Annotated in this window: 17 protein-coding genes; 11 read left to right on the top strand and 6 right to left on the bottom strand. The window is 55.5% G+C overall.

Annotated elements, in window-relative coordinates:
- Window positions 1–93 precede the first annotated feature (93 nt).
- From ACQZQY_RS15865 to ACQZQY_RS15820, 10 genes are all read left to right on the top strand, one after another.
- Window positions 94–1,689, top strand: coding sequence for an ABC transporter substrate-binding protein (locus tag ACQZQY_RS15865; RefSeq protein ID WP_056770667.1), 1,596 nt, complete (start codon window positions 94–96; stop codon window positions 1,687–1,689).
- Window positions 1,686–2,699, top strand: coding sequence for an ABC transporter permease (locus ACQZQY_RS15860; RefSeq protein ID WP_122095310.1), 1,014 nt, complete (start codon window positions 1,686–1,688; stop codon window positions 2,697–2,699). The genes ACQZQY_RS15865 and ACQZQY_RS15860 overlap by 4 nt, the downstream gene beginning before the upstream one ends.
- The gene (locus ACQZQY_RS15855) at window positions 2,696–3,622 is read left to right on the top strand and encodes an ABC transporter permease (protein ID WP_183847070.1); all 927 of its coding nucleotides are present in this window, start codon (window positions 2,696–2,698) and stop codon (window positions 3,620–3,622) included. Before ACQZQY_RS15860 ends, ACQZQY_RS15855 begins: the two co-directional genes overlap by 4 nt.
- Window positions 3,622–4,452 carry an ABC transporter ATP-binding protein gene (locus ACQZQY_RS15850; protein ID WP_056770680.1) on the top strand — a complete coding sequence of 277 codons (831 nt, stop codon included), beginning with the start codon at window positions 3,622–3,624 and terminating at the stop codon, window positions 4,450–4,452. The genes ACQZQY_RS15855 and ACQZQY_RS15850 overlap by 1 nt, the downstream gene beginning before the upstream one ends.
- Complete coding sequence (locus ACQZQY_RS15845; RefSeq protein WP_431295981.1) at window positions 4,449–5,234, top strand: ABC transporter ATP-binding protein; 786 nt, start codon at window positions 4,449–4,451, stop codon at window positions 5,232–5,234. Before ACQZQY_RS15850 ends, ACQZQY_RS15845 begins: the two co-directional genes overlap by 4 nt.
- 85 nt (window positions 5,235–5,319) lie before the next feature.
- Window positions 5,320–6,867, top strand: coding sequence for a serine hydrolase domain-containing protein (locus ACQZQY_RS15840; protein ID WP_431295980.1), 1,548 nt, complete (start codon window positions 5,320–5,322; stop codon window positions 6,865–6,867).
- 405 nt (window positions 6,868–7,272) lie between these two features.
- Entirely contained in the window at window positions 7,273–7,749 is a 477-nt protein-coding gene (locus ACQZQY_RS15835) for a GlcG/HbpS family heme-binding protein (protein WP_421670026.1), read from the top strand.
- A gap of 42 nt (window positions 7,750–7,791) precedes the next feature.
- Complete coding sequence (locus ACQZQY_RS15830; protein ID WP_431295979.1) at window positions 7,792–8,361, top strand: sugar dehydrogenase complex small subunit; 570 nt, start codon at window positions 7,792–7,794, stop codon at window positions 8,359–8,361.
- Complete coding sequence (locus tag ACQZQY_RS15825; protein WP_431295978.1) at window positions 8,354–9,958, top strand: GMC family oxidoreductase; 1,605 nt, start codon at window positions 8,354–8,356, stop codon at window positions 9,956–9,958. The genes ACQZQY_RS15830 and ACQZQY_RS15825 overlap by 8 nt, the downstream gene beginning before the upstream one ends.
- A gap of 22 nt (window positions 9,959–9,980) precedes the next feature.
- Window positions 9,981–11,300, top strand: a complete 1,320-nt coding sequence (locus ACQZQY_RS15820) for a c-type cytochrome (protein ID WP_431295977.1) — start codon at window positions 9,981–9,983, stop codon at window positions 11,298–11,300.
- 46 nt (window positions 11,301–11,346) lie between these two features.
- On the opposite strand, the gene ACQZQY_RS15815 is transcribed toward ACQZQY_RS15820, so the two are convergent.
- Entirely contained in the window at window positions 11,347–12,453 is a 1,107-nt protein-coding gene (locus ACQZQY_RS15815) for a GGDEF domain-containing protein (protein WP_431295976.1), read from the bottom strand.
- 273 nt (window positions 12,454–12,726) lie between these two features.
- Between ACQZQY_RS15815 and dauA the strand changes: the two genes are divergently transcribed.
- Window positions 12,727–14,394 carry a C4-dicarboxylic acid transporter DauA gene (gene dauA, locus ACQZQY_RS15810; RefSeq protein WP_431295975.1) on the top strand — a complete coding sequence of 556 codons (1,668 nt, stop codon included), beginning with the start codon at window positions 12,727–12,729 and terminating at the stop codon, window positions 14,392–14,394.
- A 76-nt stretch (window positions 14,395–14,470) separates the two neighbouring features.
- Here dauA and kdsA read toward each other — a convergent pair whose 3' ends face one another.
- From kdsA to prfA, 5 genes are all read right to left on the bottom strand, one after another.
- The gene (kdsA, locus tag ACQZQY_RS15805; protein WP_056770704.1) at window positions 14,471–15,325 is read right to left on the bottom strand and encodes a 3-deoxy-8-phosphooctulonate synthase; all 855 of its coding nucleotides are present in this window, start codon (window positions 15,323–15,325) and stop codon (window positions 14,471–14,473) included.
- A 95-nt stretch (window positions 15,326–15,420) separates the two neighbouring features.
- Window positions 15,421–16,230, bottom strand: coding sequence for an invasion regulator SirB1 (gene sirB1, locus ACQZQY_RS15800; RefSeq protein WP_431295974.1), 810 nt, complete (start codon window positions 16,228–16,230; stop codon window positions 15,421–15,423).
- A gap of 2 nt (window positions 16,231–16,232) precedes the next feature.
- Window positions 16,233–16,622, bottom strand: a complete 390-nt coding sequence (locus tag ACQZQY_RS15795; protein ID WP_431295973.1) for a SirB2 family protein — start codon at window positions 16,620–16,622, stop codon at window positions 16,233–16,235.
- Window positions 16,623–16,666: 44 nt separating this feature from the next.
- Window positions 16,667–17,509, bottom strand: coding sequence for a peptide chain release factor N(5)-glutamine methyltransferase (prmC, locus tag ACQZQY_RS15790; RefSeq protein WP_431295972.1), 843 nt, complete (start codon window positions 17,507–17,509; stop codon window positions 16,667–16,669).
- Window positions 17,509–18,591 (bottom strand): peptide chain release factor 1, encoded by a 1,083-nt coding sequence (gene prfA, locus ACQZQY_RS15785; protein ID WP_056770715.1) that lies wholly within the window; start codon window positions 18,589–18,591, stop codon window positions 17,509–17,511. Before prfA ends, prmC begins: the two co-directional genes overlap by 1 nt.
- Window positions 18,592–18,616 lie beyond the last annotated feature (25 nt).

The following is an 18,616-nucleotide window of genomic DNA, read 5'->3' as shown; positions in this document are numbered from 1 at the left end:
TTTTCATTTAAGCCAGTTGCCTGCGGTGAAGTCAAGGGTTAGCCACTGTAATATTTAATTTTACTTTTATATATCAACACGATGGGAGTAGTTATGGTTACCAGGCGTCAATTCGTTACCGGTTTTTCCGCAATACCCGCTTTGTCTTACCTGAAATTTGATTCGGTGTTTGCTGCCACCCCAGCCTCGATACTGGTGATGGCTATCCAGCTCGACATCATTACCAGTCTGGATCCGCATGAAAGCTTCGAATCTGTTGGCAGTGAAATTACCGGCAATATGTATCAGCAACTGGTGAAACCAAAGCTGGCCTCCCCGGACGAAATCGAAGGCGATCTGGCCCTGTCCTGGACCGCGTCTGACGACAAAAAAACCTTCACCTTCAAACTGGATCCAAAAGCCAAATGGGCTGATGGCAAACCGGTCACCGCAGAAGATGCCGCGTTCTCCCTGCAACGTGTGGTGAAACTCGACAAGAGCCCGGCCTATATCATCAATCAGTTTGGTTACACCAAAGACAACGTAGACAGCATGGTCACCGCGCCTGATGCCGAAACGCTGGTGATCAAAACCGCTGAACCTGCGTCTGAATCTTTCCTGCTGTACTGCCTGACCGCCAACGTCGGCAGCATCGTGCAGAAATCGGCCTGTCTGGCGAATCAGGCAGGTGACGATTTGGGCAACGCCTGGCTGAAGAAAAACAGTGCCGGTTCAGGTGCTTTCAAGCTGCGCGACTGGAAAGTCAGCGAATCCGTCATTCTGGAAAGCAATAAAAACAACCCGCACGCGGGTAACATCCAGCGCATCATCATGCGTCATATCGTCGATCCTTCTGCGCAACTGCTGATGTTGCAAAAAGGTGATGTGGATATCGCACGCAACCTGACCACAGAACAGCTGCGTCCGCTGATGAACGACAAAAACTTCACCCTGGTGCGCAAAGGTATCGCCGGCACTTACATGCTTTCTGCTAACACGGCGCACCCGAACCTGGCTAAACCGCAGGTCTGGCAGGCGCTTAAGTGGGCCGTGGATTACGAAAACATTCAGCAGCACATCGTGCCGCTGACGCACAAAATCCATCAAAGTTTCCTGCCTGAAGGTTTCCCGGCGGCGGTGAACACCATTATGTACAAACGTGATGTTGCTAAAGCGAAAGCCCTGCTGGCCGAAGCCGGTTTCCCGAACGGTTTTGAAATCACGCTGGATCACTATTCCGCTTCACCTTCCTCAGACATCGTGCAGGCTTTGCAGTCGAATCTCGCCGAAGTGGGCATCAAAGTGACCTTACTGGCCGCCGAGAGCCGTCAGGTGCTGACCAAGATGCGTGCGCGTCAGCAGCAACTGGCGCTGACCCAATGGGGCGCGGATTACTTTGATCCGAACTCAAATGCCGAAGCGTTCTGCAGCAACCCGGATAACACCGATGCTGCCAAGAGCCGCACGCTGGCGTGGCGTTGCAGCTGGCAGGACAAAAGCATTTCCGATCTCAGCACCAAAGCTCTGAAAGAGTCCGATCCGGCCACCCGTATCAAACTCTATGAAGAATTGCAGACCAGACATATGGAAAACAGCCCGTTTATCATCATGCTGCAACCGACCAATACCGCCGCCTGCCGTAATGTCATTTCCGGCGTGGCATTAACTGTCATGAACACCAGCCCTTACGAGAAGGTTGTGAAAGCGTGAGCAAGAGACTCAATGGCTATCTGAGTACCTGCATCAGCGTTTGTCTTACTTTGTTTGGTCTGTCGGTGGTGACGTTTTTTATCGGTCGCGTGATGCCGACAGATCCGGTTCTGGCTGCGGTTGGCGATAACGCCCCGCAGGCAGTCGTCGAACGGGTTCGTCATGAAATGGGGCTGGACCAGCCCCTCTGGTTGCAGTTCTTCCATTACATCAGTCAGGTGTTTCACGGTGACTTAGGCCGTTCCGCCCTGACCTCCAATCTGGTCACCACCGATATCGCCCGGTTCTTCCCCGCAACGCTCGAACTGGCCACGGCAGCGATCATTATCGCCGCCGTGATCGGCATTCCTCTGGGCGTCTGGGCTGCAACCCGTCAGGGCAGCTGGATCGATCAGACCATCCGTGTGGTATGTCTGGCCGGTCACTCGCTGCCGGTGTTTGTGCTGGCCCTGCTCAGCCTGCTGATTTTCTACTCGGTGCTCGGTATCGCGCCGGGGCCGGGACGTCAGGATATCATTTATCAGGACATGATCCCTCAGGTCACCGGATTGTTAACCGTGGACTCGCTGATTGCCGGGGACATGGGGGCGTTCCGCGATGCGCTGGCGCACATGGCGCAACCGGTGCTGATCCTGGCGTATTTCAGCATGGCCTACATCACCCGCATGACCCGCACCTTTATGCTCAACGCGCTGAGCGGCGAGTATGTGATCACCGCCCGCGCCAAAGGGTTATCGGCGCAGCGTGTGATCTGGAAACATGCGTTTCCGACCGTCGGCGTTCAGCTCATCACCGTTCTGGCACTGACCTATGCCGGTTTGCTGGAAGGTGCGGTGGTCACTGAAAACGTCTTCTCCTGGCCGGGTCTTGGACAATATCTCACCGTCTCACTGATGAATGCGGATATGAACCCGGTGATCGGCTCCACGCTGCTGATTGGCGCGATATATGTGCTGCTCAACCTGCTGGCCGACCTTCTCTACCGACTATTGGATCCCCGCGTAAAATGACCTCACTCCCTGTTACATCGCCACCCCGCGCTGGTAGCCGCGCCTGGCTGCTGGCGGATACGCCGCTGACCCGCACGCAGGCCGTGTGGGGACGCCGTTACCGCATCTGGCTCGGCCTGCGCAAAAATCCACTCGCTGTCACCGGTCTTTTCACGGTGCTGATTGTTCTGCTGCTGTCCATTTTTGCGCCCTGGCTGACGCCGTATGATCCGGGCGCACAGGATCTGGCGCACCGTTTAGCCAAACCGTCCTCCCTGCACTGGCTGGGCACCGACGAGCTGGGCCGCGATACCCTGAGCCGGATTCTCTACGGCGGTCGCATCACGCTGGGCATGGTGATCATCGTTGTGGCGATCGTCGCTCCGCTCGGCCTGCTGATTGGCTGCGTGGCCGGTTATGCGGGCGGATGGGTAGATCGCCTGCTGATGCGCGTCACCGACATTTTCCTCGCCTTCCCGCGTCTGATTCTGGCGCTGGCATTTGTCGCTGCACTGCGGCCGGGGATTGAAAGCGCCATTCTGGCTATCGCCCTAACCGCCTGGCCGCCGTACGCCCGTCTGGCGCGCGCGGAAACCATGCAGGTGCGCGGCACTGATTACATCGCCGCCTGCCGGCTGACCGGTGCAACGTCGGCTCGTATTGTACTGCGTCATATCATGCCGCTGTGCGTTCCGAGCCTGGTGGTGCGTATCACGCTCGACATGAGTTCTATCATTATCACCGCCGCCAGCCTGGGCTTTTTGGGCATGGGCGCACAGCCTCCGTCACCGGAATGGGGCGCGATGATTGCCACCGCCCGCCGGTTCCTGTTCAGCGAATGGTGGGTGCCGTTAATTCCGGCGATTGCCATTTTTGTGACATCTCTGGCGTTTAACTTCCTCGGCGACGGGCTGCGTGACGTTCTCGATCCTAAGGAGCAATGATGCTGGTTGATATCAAAGATCTGCACATTACGTTTAAAACCAACAGCGGCAGTTTTGATGCCGTGCGCGGCGTCTCTTTGTCACTGGGTAAAGAAAAATTTGGCATCGTGGGCGAAAGCGGTTCAGGGAAATCCCTGACCGCCCGTTGCCTGATGAACCTGCTGCCTTCCAGCGCCCATTGCCGGGCCGAAACGCTCTCTTTCGATGGCATAGACCTGCGCCATGCCAGTGAAAAGCAGATGCGGCAAATTCGCGGTAAACGCGTGGGCTTTATTTTACAGGACCCGAAATACTCGCTGAATCCGGTGATGCCGGTGGGGAAACAGGTGGCGGAAGCCTGGCTGACTCACAAAGGCGGCACAAAAAAACAGGCGATGAACGCCGCCATCGAACTGCTCGATCAGGTGCGCATCCGTGATCCGCATAAAGTGGCCGAACGTTATGCGCATGAAGTGTCCGGCGGCATGGGCCAGCGCGTCATGATCGCGATGATGCTGGCCCCCGACCCCGAGCTGATGATTGCAGATGAACCCACCAGCGCGCTGGATGCCACGGTGCAGGCCGAGATTTTACGCCTGCTTGACGATCTGGTGTCCAGCCGGGGAATGGGGCTGATTCTGATCAGCCACGACTTGCCGCTGGTGTCAAAATTCTGCGACCGGGTGGCGGTGATGTATGCCGGACGCATTGTGGAAACCTTACAGGCCGGTGACTTACTCAACGCGCAGCATCCGTACACGCGCGGGCTGCTGGAATGCCTGCCGTCTCTGAAACATCCGCGGGACAGGCTGCCGGTGCTGGTACGTGATGAAGCATGGAAAACCTCATGACAGAACACGCCTCAACACACATTGATTTTTTCGATAACAGTAAGATTATCCTCAACAATCTGCGCATTGCGTTCGGCGATACCGAAGTGGTGAAAGGCGTCAGTTTCAGCGTCGCCCCCGGCGGATGTTTTGGCATTGTCGGTGAAAGCGGCTCGGGGAAATCGACCATTCTGCGCGCGCTGGCCGGGCTGAATCAGTCATGGTCCGGCGAAATGGTCATCGGCGGTGAAGACCAGACGCCCGTCCGGCAGAAGCGTTTTTTCCGCCGCGTGCAGATGGTTTTTCAGGATCCCTACGGCTCCCTGCATCCGCGCCAGACCATCGATCGTATTCTCAGCGAACCGCTGATCGTTAATGGTTTTCTGAATATTGAGAAGCGCATTGCCGACGCACTGAGCGAAGTCGGTCTGCCGCAGTCCGTGCGTTTTCGTTTCCCGCATCAGCTCTCCGGCGGGCAACGCCAGCGCGTGGCCATCGCCCGGGCAATGATTTCAGAACCGGAAATTTTACTGCTTGATGAGCCGACCTCCGCGCTGGACGTCTCGGTGCAGGCGGAAATCCTCAATCTGCTTTGCGACCTGCGTGAACGCCGCAACCTCACTTATATTCTGGTCAGCCACAATCTGGCGGTGGTAACGCACCTTTGCACCAGCATTGGCGTGATGATTGGTGGTGAAATGGTCGAGCTTCTGAGCGCAGACGATTTACGGACGGGCAACGTCAGCCATCCGCATACCGCAGAATTACGATCGTTGAGTCTCAGTTTAGAGGAACCCGAATAACCGTTTTCCCGCGGCACAGGTTCAGGTTTCACGGGCAGCTCCGGCTGCCCACTTTCTCACTGATAGACAGTTTGTGGAGACGCAAATGACCTCTGATTTACAGTGGCACGCCGCAGAAGCGACGGCTAAACGTATTACCGGTAACTGGAATAAACCCGGCGAACCGGGCGGCGCCATCACCCTCTTCGACAGTAAAACCCTGCGCGGTTTTGCCACCGGCGGCCTGGAAAACCTCACCACCGCAACCCCTTTCAGCATTGACTCCGTTGTCCGCTACGCCTCGGTCACCAAACATATTTTCGCCACACTGGCGTTGCTGAAAAGCGATGCCGGTCTTTCGGTGAATGACCCTCTGGGCAAGCATTTACCGCAGCTGAAAACCCCGATGGCTCAGGTGACGATAGGTCAGGCACTGGACATGACCGGCGGTCTGCCGGATGTCCGTGAAACCCTTTCGCTGCTTGGCGTGTCGGTTTATAACGTTAGCGACGCAGAAGCGATCATGACGTTTCTGGCACAAGATGGCGCGCTGAATTTCCCGGCCGGCAGCGAGATTTCCTACAGCAACACCGGCTACCGGCTGGTGGAAGAAATCCTTAAACAGAAGGGCATCTTGTTTGAAGATCTGCTGCAAAAGCATATCGCGCAACCGCTGGACATCGCGCTTCACGCGCCGGAAACCTGGTTCGATATTGTGCCCGGCCTGGCACCGGGTTACTGGCTGGACACCAGCGGCTGGAAAACCGCCCTCGCCGGTCTGCATCTTTCCGCTTCCGGCAGCCTGACCGGCAGCGTCCGTTCGCTTTCCGTCTGGTTGCAGAGCCTGCTTTCGCAAACCGGCCCCGGCGCGGGCGTATTAAAAACGCTGACAGCGCAACGTTACCTGCACGGCGATATCCCTTCCGCTTACGGGCTGGGCACCACCTCGACGCAAATAGGGCCGTATACTGTTTACGGGCACGGCGGTTCTCACGCCGGTTACAAAGCCTATTTCCTGCTGCATCCTGAGCGGGATGCAGGGGTCGCACTGGTGTCCAACCGTGAAGACACCGCCGCGTACAGCCATGCGCTGGACGTTATGTCAGCGCTGTTAGACGCCCCGCTTCCGCCGCGCAGCCACGCTCTGCCTGACGGGCTGTATGCCAGCACGGCGGAACCTTACTGGCTGAAAGTCAGCAACGGCACTGCCAGTTATCTGGGTTCGGCAGATAATCTGTATCAGGGCGCAGACGCAGATGAAGCGATCACCCTTTCCGCGCATATGCCGATGCGCCTGCGCTGGGACGGGAAAGCCATCAAAGGAGAAATCGGCCATGCACCGCGTTACTTCACGCCGGTTGAGCCTAACGATTGCCTGAAAATGGTTCAGGGCCGCTGGTATCATCCGGCGTCAAAAGCGGCGTTTGATATTGAAGGCGATAAGTTCCTGATGGGTGTGGGGACATTGCGCGCCAGCGGTCAGCTGACGTCTCTGGGCGCGGGACGGTTGCTGGTCGAATTGCCGGACGGCCCGTGGAAAAAGAACTTCTGTCTGTACTTCCAGGGGTACAACGTGAAACTGATTTCTAACCGCAGTCGCGTTCTGAATTTCCGCCGTGATGAATGCCGCAGCAGCTGGCAGCCCCAGAGTTAACGACACCGGCTCAGTCCAAAACCTCCCGCTCAGGGAGGTTTTTTTTGTTAACCCGATCACATTGCATTAATACAAACGGATCATCTGGTTCGTAAAAGCACAAAATGTTCACCCCTTATGTCATAAGGCCTGCCAGCCTGATTTGTGCATAATCTCCTCTCTAAACTGCCTGAAAATTAATTTCCTGCCGCAATCGTCACTTTTGCCGTTTTGTTAATTGAATTAACATCCGCGAAACAAAGAGCAATAACGCCCCAGTTAGTGTGGCAATAAGAAACACCGCTGAGTGTTCCGCCCGTTAACGTTATTGCGATTTAATCTTTCTGATTTAACACGTTTATTTTTGAAATCTTATTCGAAAAATACGTCAAGCCATGTTTTTCTACTGCTACAAGGGATGAGTCTATGTCTGTTAAAAATATCACCGCACAAGCGTTACTGTGTGCCAGCACGCTGTTATTTTCGGCCACTTCCGCCTTCGCCGCTGAACACCCGCAGCTGGATAACGCGCAGGCCGCCAACGTGATTGACAGTGTGAAATCCACTCTTGCGGAACAACACAGCACGGGTTGCGTGGCGGTTGTTGATGCATCTGGTTCATTACTGGCCTTCCAGCGCCTTGACGGTTCTCCGGCGGGGTGTGTCGATGCCTCGATCGGTAAAGCGCGCACTTCTGCGCTCTATCACGCCCCCTCATTGAAATTCATGCAACGCCTCGCCGGTGGCGAAACCACGGTGCTGGCGATCCCGCATGCTGTGCCGCTGGGTGGCGGATTCCCGCTGACACTTAACGGTGAAGTGGTGGGCGCAGTCGGTGTCAGCACGCCGAAACAGGAAATCGATAACCAGTCTTCTGAGAAAGCGGCAGCCGTCCTGAAATAACGACGTAACACTCATAATAATTCGTTCACGGAACATCACGTCATGATCAATCTTTCTCGTCGCCGGCTGGTTATCGGCACGGCGGGCGCACTGGCTGCGGGGATCGGCAGCCAGATACTTGGCGGCGGCGTCTTCGCCACCCTGGCGCATGCCGCCCCGCCACTGGCCTCGGCGGTGACTATGCCGGCCAGTTTTATGACACTTTCAGCACAGCTCACCGGCATGAACTCCCTTGAACCGCATCTGGCTCAGGCGCTTTACAGCTGGCTGCATCAGTCACAGCAAAATGCCCAACTTGATACTCAGCTCGACGCGCTTTCCGCACTGCTCACCGCGCACAGCGGCGTGGTCGGTGATGATTTGCATCAGTTGCTGGCACAGCAACCGGCCGAACTGGCGCAGCTGTATCAGCAACTGGTCAGCGGCTGGTATCTCGGCGTGGTCGGTCAGCCCGGCAGCCAAAAATGTATCGGATTCGAAAATATCGTCAGCTATCAGTTGCTGAAAAATAACCTGCTGCCTCCGAGCTACGCACCGGGTGAACCGAACTTCTGGGTCAATAAACCTGCTGCTTCGCAACAACTTTCCACGGAGGTGATGGCTCATGGCTGATGCACTGAATGCAGATGTCGTTGTTATTGGCGCCGGTATTGCCGGTTCTCTTGCTGCACTGAAAATGGCGAAAGCCGGGGTTTCCGTGCTGATGCTGGATTCCGGACCGGTCATCAAACGCGATGAAGCGGTTGAGTTGTTCCGCCAGTCACCGCTCAAAGGCGACTTCACCGAACCCTATCCGCCTAAGCCGTGGGCGCCGCAACCGAAATTCCAGCCAAAAGATAACAACTATCTGATCCAGAAGGGCCCGGATATTTATGCCGCCCAGTATCTGCGCGGCGTCGGTGGCACCACCTGGCACTGGGCCGGACAGGCGTTCCGCTTGCTGCCTAACGACATGAAGATCAAAACGCTTTACGGCGTGGGCCGCGACTGGCCGATCGGTTATGAGGATCTGGAACCCTATTACACCGAAGCCGAAATTCAGATGGGCGTTTCCGGTGACGATGCGCTGGATTCCCCGCGATCGCAGCCCTATCCGTTGCCGGGCATTCCGCTGCCGTACGGGTTCGATCGCATCAGCAAACGCATCGCCAAACTCGGTTACGTGCTGGGGATTGGCCCGCAGGCGCGTAACAGCATTCCTTACGACGGCCGCCCGGCCTGCTGCGGTAACAATAACTGCATGCCGGTGTGCCCGATTGATGCGCAGTATCACGGTGGCATTTCCGCGCGCAAAGCCATCGACGCCGGTGTGCGGGTGATTGCCAACGCCGTGGTGTACAACATCGAAGCCAATGACAGCGGCGACATCGTCGCCGTGCATTATCTCGATGCCGATAAAGTGGCACATAAAGTCACCGGTAAACGCTTCGTGCTGACCGCAAACGGCATCGAAAGCCCGAAACTGCTGCTGATGTCCACCAGCGATAAATACCCGAACGGTATCGCCAACAGCTCCGGTATGGTCGGCCGTAACCTGATGGATCATCCGGGCACCTCGGTGGAGTTTTATGCCGATGAACCGGTGTATTTTGGCCGCGGCCCGATGCGTCCGGGCAGTATCAATAACCTGCGCGACGGCGACTTCCGCAGCGACCGCTCGGCCTTACGTATCGACGTCGCCAACACGTCGCCGGTGCGTTATCTGACCGAGCGTCTGGTGCGTCAGGGCTATTACGGCAAAGCGCTGAACGACAAACTGACCTATCAGTCGGAGCGTTTTATTCAGCTGAAATGTCTGCTGGAAATGCTGCCGGAGCCGGAAAACCGTGTGGTTCTCAGCAAAACCGAAAAAGACGAATGGGGTATTCCGCGCCTCGAAGTGCACTACAAATTCCCGGAATACGTGCACCGCGGTTATGACCAGTCGATGCTTGATTTCCAGAAAATCGTCAAAGAAATGGGCGGCACTGAGGTGGTGTACAGCAAGCGTGGCGTGTACGACAACAACCAGCACATCACCGGCACCATGATCATGGGCAGCGATCCGCGGGATTCGGTGGTGGACGGCGACTGCCGTACGCACGATCACCCGAATCTGTTTATCGCCGGTACCGGCATTATGCCTTCCGCTTCAACGGTGAACTCCACGTTGTCGGGTACCGCTCTGGCATTGCGTATGGCTGATACGGTGCTGAAAAGCCTGGCCTGATTGATTTTCTGAGGACTGAGTAATGAAAATGAAATTCATGCTGGCATTGCTGCCGTTACTGGTAGTGGCTGGCGCACGGGCTGATGACGCCGCGGGTCATACCGATTTAATCAAGCGCGGCGAATATCTGGCGACAGCCGGTGACTGTACCGCCTGCCATACCGCGCCGGGCGCGGATAAAACCGCGAAATTCGGCGGCGGTTATCCGCTGGCATCGCCTTTTGGCGTGATTTACGGCACCAATATTTCTTCTGACAAACAGTTTGGCATCGGCAACTGGACGGACGACGAATTCGTGCGTGCGGTGCGTGACGGTGTGGGCAAAGACGGCCAGCAACTTTATCCGGCCATGCCTTATGACTCCTTCACCAAAATGAAACGTGAAGATGTGCTGGCGATCAAAGCCTACCTGATGTCGCTGCCAGCGGTGAATTCCGCGGGGCCGCAAACGGATCTGTCATTTCCGTTTAACCAGCGCTGGGGCATGCGCGTGTGGAAGATGTTTAACTTTGACGAAGGCGAACTGAAAAACGATCCGTCAAAATCTGCTGACTGGAATCGCGGCGCGTATCTGGTGGAGGCACTGGAACACTGCGGCACCTGCCACACACCGCGTACGCTGACCATGGGCATGGACACCGACAAAGCGTTTTCGGGCGGTGATTTGGGCGCGTGGGTAGCTTTCAACATCACGCCGGATAAAAATGCCGGGATCGGCACCTGGTCGCAGCAGGATCTGGTGAATTACCTGAAAACGGGCTTTGTGGCCGGTAAGGCGTCGGCGTCCGGGGCGATGGCAGAAGCCATAGAGCACAGTTTGCAGCATCTTTCCGACAGCGACCTGAATGCCATCGCCACCTATATCCGTTCCGTTCCGGCCATCGGTGATGACAAACAGACGAAACCGCGTGATGCGTGGGGCCGTCAAAATCAGGATGTGTACCCCCTGCGTGCAGAGGGGCTGACTATTGACCAGTCGGCAGCGGCACTCTTTAATGCCAGCTGCGCAGCCTGTCACGGCAAAGGCGGCGAAGGCAGCGGTGAAGGGTTCCATGCGTATCCGTCGCTGTTCAGTCATACCAGCACCGGTTCATACGACAGCCGTAATCAGGTGTCCGTTATCCTCAACGGCGTGCAGCGCCATATGGATAAAGGCGAAATCATGATGCCGTCGTTTGCCGATCAGCTTAATGACCAGCAGATTGCCACGCTGAGCAATTATGTCAGCACGCAGTTTGGTAATCCGGCGGGCGCGACGGTCACGGCAAAAGAGGTGGCGAAGATGCGTGAAGCCGCTGATCTGCCCTCTCCGCCAAAAATCGAAGAAGGCACGCAGAAATAATCTGTCAGGGTAAAATCAATTCAGGGAGCCGTTGTAAGGCTCCCTTTTACATTCCGGGATAATCTCGTTTAGCGCCCAGCGACGAGAGTGTCAGTATCGAGCTGGCCACCACACGGTTTTTGCCCTGCCGTTTTGCCTCATATAACGATAAATCAGCCAGTTTCAGCGACTTGCGGATAATCATACCCGGCAGGTAAAGGGATACCCCCAGTGACACCGTCACGTTAAGCACCCGTCCATCCTCGAGAATGATGGCGCAATCCTCCACTTCCTTACGGATGCGTTCGGCAATCGCCATGAGCGTGCCGGGGTCGCAGGTCGAGGTCATCACCAGAAACTCCTCACCGCCGTAACGCCCGGCGAAATCATCGCTGCGCGTCAGATGGCGTAATAACCGCCCCACTTCGGTCAGCACTCTGTCTCCGGCCAGATGACCAAAAGTGTCATTAACCTGTTTGAAGTTATCAATATCCAGCAAAATCAGTCCGCAGGCTTCGCGCTGTAACTGCCTCTGATCCAGCCAGTAATCGAGACTGGCACGGTTGTTTATCTGCGTCAGTTCATCGGTCGCCGCCTTCACGCGGATAGTGAAGACTTTGCCCATATAAATTTCTTTATAATTGAGGGCGTGATAACACAGGATCATGCAACCGGCAGAAATGAGCTGATAAACCAGCAGTTCTGACCAGGGAACCTGAATGCCATGAATGCTGGAAATTAACGCCAGCCGGAAAGCACCGATCAGGATAATGGTGATATACAGTTCTCGGTGTTTGCGCCTGCGCCAGACGCGGAATAAAAACAGCGTGCCAAGAATGATGGCGATAAACAGATTGTTCAGCGTAAACATGCCGTTGAACACAAAAGACACAATAAAACTGCACAGCCCGCTCAGCCAGCCGCCGAAAAACGTCACTAAAATCATCGGCAACATTTCAAGACTGAAAGGTAAATCGTCGACCAGTACCAGGCGATTACTGCGTAAATATAAGGCAGTCATCCCGGCCACCACGCCGAAAACCACCCGCTTCCAGTGTGAGCCTTTGAAGGTAAAGGGTTCGCTGCGGCTCAGGAGAAAAAAGATGATCGACAGCGTGGCATAGGTAACACAAATATCCCCATACAAGCTTCTGAGCGATAAGATATCCGGCATAGATAAATGCGTCCCCTTACGGTTTTCCCTCCAGATTACGGGTTTTAACTTAAATATAGATGATCAATGCCCCGAAAGTTCCTCACCGTGAAATATAGCGGGACGTGTCACATTGTCGGGAATTAAACTGGCGCACAGACTACACACCAAAGGCCGTTCACTCCTTGATTTATATCTAGATACCCTCAGGCGAATCGGCGTAGGCTGAGTGCTTTCGGGTAAAGGAAGACCTGTGTTCTTTTCAATCCTTTTTCGTCAGGTGGTTTACGTCGTATGAATACCTCAGGAAGTCGCCGTGTCAGGCTGTTCAGTGCGCTGATTGAAGCCTGTATCCTTGAAAAATACTCTCTCCCGCGTTTACTTAAAGACGCCATTGCCGGTGTCACCGTCGGGATCATCGCGATCCCGCTTGCCATGGCGCTGGCGATTGCCAGCGGTGTGCCGCCGCAGTACGGGCTTTATACGTCAGCCATCGCAGGGATTGTGATCGCCATTTGCGGCGGTTCGCGTTTTAGCGTGTCCGGGCCGACCGCGGCTTTTGTCGTGATCCTGTTCCCGGTGTCGCAACAGTACGGCCTTTCCGGCTTGCTGCTGGCGACGCTGATGTCCGGCTTCATGCTGCTGATGATGGGGCTGGCGCGTTTTGGCCGGCTTATCGAATACATTCCCCTGCCGGTGACGCTGGGTTTCACCTCGGGGATTGCCATTACCATCGGGACCATGCAGTTCAAGGATTTCTTCGGGCTGTCGATGGCTTCAGTCCCGGAACATTATCTGAGCAAAGTGGCGGCGCTGGTGATGGCGCTGCCGACGCTGGATTACGGTGATGCGGCCATTGGCATCGTGACGCTTGCCGTTCTGATCGGCTGGCCGAAACTCGGTTTACGCGTACCGGGGCATCTTCCTGCGCTGCTGGCAGGCTGCGCGGTGATGGCGATTTTCATGCAGGCCGGGCACCCGGTGGCCACTATCGGCTCACGCTTTCATTATTTGTTGCCCGACGGTTCACAGGGCAACGGCATTCCGGCGATCCTGCCACAGTTCACGTTGCCGTGGAGTGCGTCCGGCGGCAGCGGTCTGAGCTGGTCACTGGTTCAGGCATTGTTACCGGCAGCCTTTTCGATGGCAATGCTTGGCGCCATTGAGTCGCTGCTCTGCGCAGTGGTGCTGGACGGGATGACAGGCAAAAAACATCATTCCGACAATGAACTGATCGGCCAGGGTATCGGTAATATCGTCAGTCCATTCTTTGGCGGCATCACAGCAACGGCGGCCATTGCCCGCTCGGCAGCCAATGTGCGTGCCGGTGCAACCTCACCGGTATCTGCGATTATTCACTCATTGCTGGTGATCCTCGCCCTGCTGGTGCTCGCGCCGTGGCTGTCCTGGCTCCCGCTCGCCGCCATGGCGGCGTTGTTGTTGATGGTCGCCTGGAACATGAGTGAAGCGCATAAAGTGGTGGATTTGCTGCGCCGCGCGCCCAAAGACGACATTCTGGTGATGCTGACCTGCATGAGCCTGACCGTGCTGTTTGATATGGTGATCGCCATTACTGCCGGTATCGTGATGGCTTCGCTGCTGTTTATGCGACGCATCGCCAAACTCACCCGTCTGACCGAGGTGCCTGCGGAGGCGGCGGAAGATACTCTGGTCATGCGCATTAACGGCCCGCTGTTCTTCGCCGCCGCAGAGCGTATCTTCAGCGAATTGCAGGTGCGCAGTGCCGGTAAAAAAGTGATCGTTCTGTTGTGGGATCGCGTTGCGGTACTCGATGCCGGTGGCGTGAATGCATTACGTACCTTCATCGCGAATCTGCCCGAAGGCACCGAATTGCGTATCGCTGAGATCCCTTACCAGCCGCTCAAAACCCTGGCCCGCGCCAGAATGCAGCCGGTGGCAGGAAAACTGAGCTTCCACAGTTCATTGCAGGACGCGCTGTAATACTCACGCTGTAATACTCACGCAGAAATGCAAAAGGCGACCCTCGGGTCGCCTTTGTTGTATCTGATTGCTGCGCTTATTTGCTGGTATCGAGCGCCGGGAAGCTTTTCACCAGATCGTCGATGGCTTTCATCTGCACCAGGAAAGGTTCCAGTTTATCTAATGGCAACGCAGACGGGCCGTCACATTTCGCGTGAGCCGGATCTTCGTGCGCTTCGATGAACAGACCTGCGATACCTACCGCCATGCCTGCGCGCGCCAGTTCTGCTACCTGAGCACGACGGCCGCCGGATGCTGCGCCAAACGGGTCGCGGGTTTGCAGTGCGTGAGTCACGTCGAAGATCACCGGATGACCGCCCGTGGCGTTAATCATCACGTTCATACCCAGCATGTCGACGACCAGATTGTCGTAACCAAAGTTGCTGCCGCGATCGCACAGAATAACCTGGTCGTTGCCGCCTTCTTTGAATTTATCAACGATGTTACCCATTTGCCCAGGGCTGACAAATTGCGGTTTTTTCACGTTGATGACGGCGCCGGTTTTCGCCATGGCTTCGACCAGATCAGTCTGGCGCGCCAGGAATGCAGGTAACTGGATCACGTCAACCACTTCTGAAACCGGCTGTGCCTGCCAGGATTCATGCACGTCAGTGATGATTTTCACGCCGAACGCCTGCTTCAGCTCCTGGAAAATCTTCATGCCTTCGTCCAGACCCGGACCACGGTAAGAATGAATCGACGAGCGGTTGGCTTTATCGAAAGACGCCTTAAACACGTAAGGAATACCCAGTTTCTGCGTCACAGTGACGTAGTGTTCGCACACGCGCATCGCCATTTCGCGCGACTCGAGTACGTTCATCCCACCGAACAACACAAACGGCAGATCGTTGGCGACTTTGATGTCCTGAATGCTAACCACTTTATGTTTCATGCTTTGGCCTTTTTAGTGATAAATCCTTCATCTGAGGCAGCCTCAACAGGCAGTTTCTCAACACGCATCAGATGATAATGTAAGGTAATAATAAATTAATGCAGCGTAACCTGCTTGTGTTCAATCGCATGGATCTGCACTTTGATGACTTCTGAAATCGGGTCTTCCGGGCATTGTTCGACAAAGTAGCTGAGATCGGAAATAGCCACCTGATTACAGTCGAGCTGAACGTAAATCAGACCGCGATCGCGGATTTCATAAGGATCTTCCGGGTCGAACTGCAACACGGTTTCACTTGCCCGCAGAGCCATTTCAAACTGCTTTTCTTCCATCAGCGCGGCTTTCAGCGTATCGAGCATTTTGCGCACGATCACCGTGTTTTCCGCTTCTTCGAGCTCGTCGTCTTCGATTTCTGCCGTCACGCCCAGATTGCCTTTCAGCCAGACGCTGAGCATGTGCTCGTTGAGCGTGTCGCCGTTGATGGGGTTGAGCAACCACATCTCTTCATCCAGCCAGTCAGCGCGTAAAATCAGCTGAGTCGGGAAAATCACCGGCATCAGTGGCAGATTCAGTTCATGGGCGATATGCAGGAAAATCACCCCCAGCGACACCGGCGTGCCCTGCCGTGAAGCCAGCACTTTGTCGATCCAGATAGCATCCGACAGGCGATAGACACCGCCCGCGCCACCAAATCCCCAGGTGCGATAAAACAGTTCAATCAGGACTTCCAGTTGCTGATCCTGATCGAGATTTTCAGGCACGACGCTGCGCGCTTCATCCACCAGCACTTGTAACTGGCGGCGGACATCCTCCGCGTTGAAATCAAAGCGCACGGATTCCGTCACTTTGATCACTCCGGTACTTAGAGGGGCCGTGTTAAATTCAAAATCAGCAAGCGTACTCATAGTTATCCCAATAGCAGCGGTATTTTCGTCAGGGCCAGTTTGAGAACCAGATAGAGACAAGCGAGCGCCAGAATAAAGGCCAGCCAGCGTGTTTTCTGGCTAAGAGGTCGCTTGCTCAGGGCTACAAAACCCAACGCAATATAGATAATAACGCCGAAAAGCTTTTCGGTCAGCCAGGTTCCCTGTGGGCTGAACGGATAAAAGTGGGTGATGAAGATAAGTGAAATACCGCTTATTAACAACAGCGTATCCACCATGTGCGGCACGATCTTCACCCAGCGTTTCTGCATCATAGCAGAACCCGCCCATTTCCAGAAAAAACGTAAAACAAACAGCGTAATACTCAGCGTAATAGTGATCAGATGCAGATTTTTCATCCAGACGTATGCCATTACCCGCTTCCTCAGATAGGGTTCATTATTATGCGGTCAGGCGATCACAACGCTGGCAGCATCCACTGTCCAAGCGTGACACGATCGTTATCACCGTAATCTTTCACGGTGGAAATCTGCTGATAACCGGCCTGGTGCAACAACGCCTGAACGTCATTCGCCTGCTGCCAGCCGTGTTCGAGCAGTAACCAGCCGCGATCCTGAAGATACGCGGGTGCGCTACGAATAATATGAGCCAGATCAGCCAGACCGGCATTATCTGCCACCAGCGCGCTTGCGGGCTCAAAACGCACGTCACCTTGCGCCAGATGAGGGTCGGCAGCATCAATATAAGGAGGATTACTGACGATCAGCGCAAAGGTTTCACCGGTGACCGGCGCAAACCAGTTGCCCTGTAAAAATCGCGCATTCGGGATAGCCAGTTTTCGGGCATTGTGTTGCGCCAGGCTGACGGCATCGGGTTGCACATCAACGCCGGTTAACTGGCAGTCGGGGCGTTCGCTGGCAACAGCCAGGGCAATGGCGCCGGTGCCGGTGCCTAAATCCAGCACGCGTACCGGCTCAGGCGGTAAATGCGCCAGCGCCTGCTCGACCAGGCATTCAGTATCAGGACGGGGAATTAAGGTAGCGGGAGAAACCGAGAGTGGCAGCGACCAGAATTCACGTTCACCGGTCAGATAGGCAACCGGCTCACCCTGCTCGCGTCGCGCAAGCAGAGTCTCCAGTTGCTGAAGTTGTTCAGCGGTCAGCAGAGTTTCGCCAAACGCCATAATGAAAGTTCTCGCCCGGCCAGTCACAAAACCGAGCAAGATTTCCGCGTCGCGTTTCGGGCTTTCACCCGCCGCGAGACGGCGGGTGGCATCACGCAGCCAGCACTGAAAATCCATTAATCCTGCTCAGAAAGCGCGGCGAGCTGATCGGCCTGATATTCCTGCACGATCGGCTGGATCAGCGTGTCCAGCTTGCCTTCCATCACTTCATCCAGACGGTAAATCGTCAGGTTGATGCGGTGATCGGTGACCCGGCCCTGCGGGAAGTTGTAGGTCCGGTTACGGTCTGAACGGTCGCCGGTGCCCAGCAGGTTACGGCGCGTTGACGCTTCTTCGGCATGGCGTTTAGCCACTTCGGCAGCGCGAATACGCGCGCCCAGCACAGACATCGCTTTGGCTTTGTTTTTGTGCTGTGAACGTTCATCCTGACATTCCACCACGATACCGGTAGGAATGTGGGTGATACGGATGGCGGAGTCAGTGGTGTTAACGTGCTGACCGCCCGCGCCGGAGGAACGGAAGGTATCGATACGCAAATCACCGGCGTTAATTTCCGGCAATTCGGCTTCCGGAATTTCCGGCATCACGGCAACGGTACAGGCCGAAGTATGAATACGTCCCTGCGACTCCGTTTCCGGAACGCGCTGAACGCGGTGGCCGCCCGATTCAAATTTGAACTGACCATAAACGCCGTCGCCGCTGACTTTCGCGATCACTTCTTTATAGCCGCCGTGCTCGCCTTCGCTGGCGCTCACGATTTCCACACGCCAGCGGCGCGATTCCGCGTAACGGCTGTACATGCGGAACAGATCACCGGCAAAAATTGCCGCTTCATCACCGCCGGTTCCGGCGCGAATTTCAAGGAAGCACCCGCGTTCATCGTCAGGATCTTTAGGCAATAACAGAAGCTGTAATTGTTGTTCGAGCTCTTCGATGGTGGCTTTGCACTCTTTGATTTCGTCCTGCGCCATTTCGCGCATCTCGGGATCATCGAGCATCATTTCAGCGGTTTCTAAATCGTCCTGCGCCTGACGCCAGGCCAGAAAACATTCGGAGACGGACGTTAACTGAGAATATTCGCGGGAAAGACTGCGGAATTTATCCTGATCGGCGATAACGCTGGCATCGCCAAGCATCGCCTGCACTTCTTCGTGGCGCTCTTGTAACGCTTCCAGTTTGGCAACAATAGAAGGCTTCATGCGTGGTGTTTAACCCTGTGAAAAA

Origin of the sequence: Rahnella sp. PAMC25559, from assembly GCF_050632365.1 — a bacterium.
Taxonomy (GTDB): domain Bacteria; phylum Pseudomonadota; class Gammaproteobacteria; order Enterobacterales; family Enterobacteriaceae; genus Rahnella; species Rahnella rivi.
Note: the sequence above shows the minus strand (reverse complement) of the source record. Positions and strands in the feature narration are given on the sequence as shown.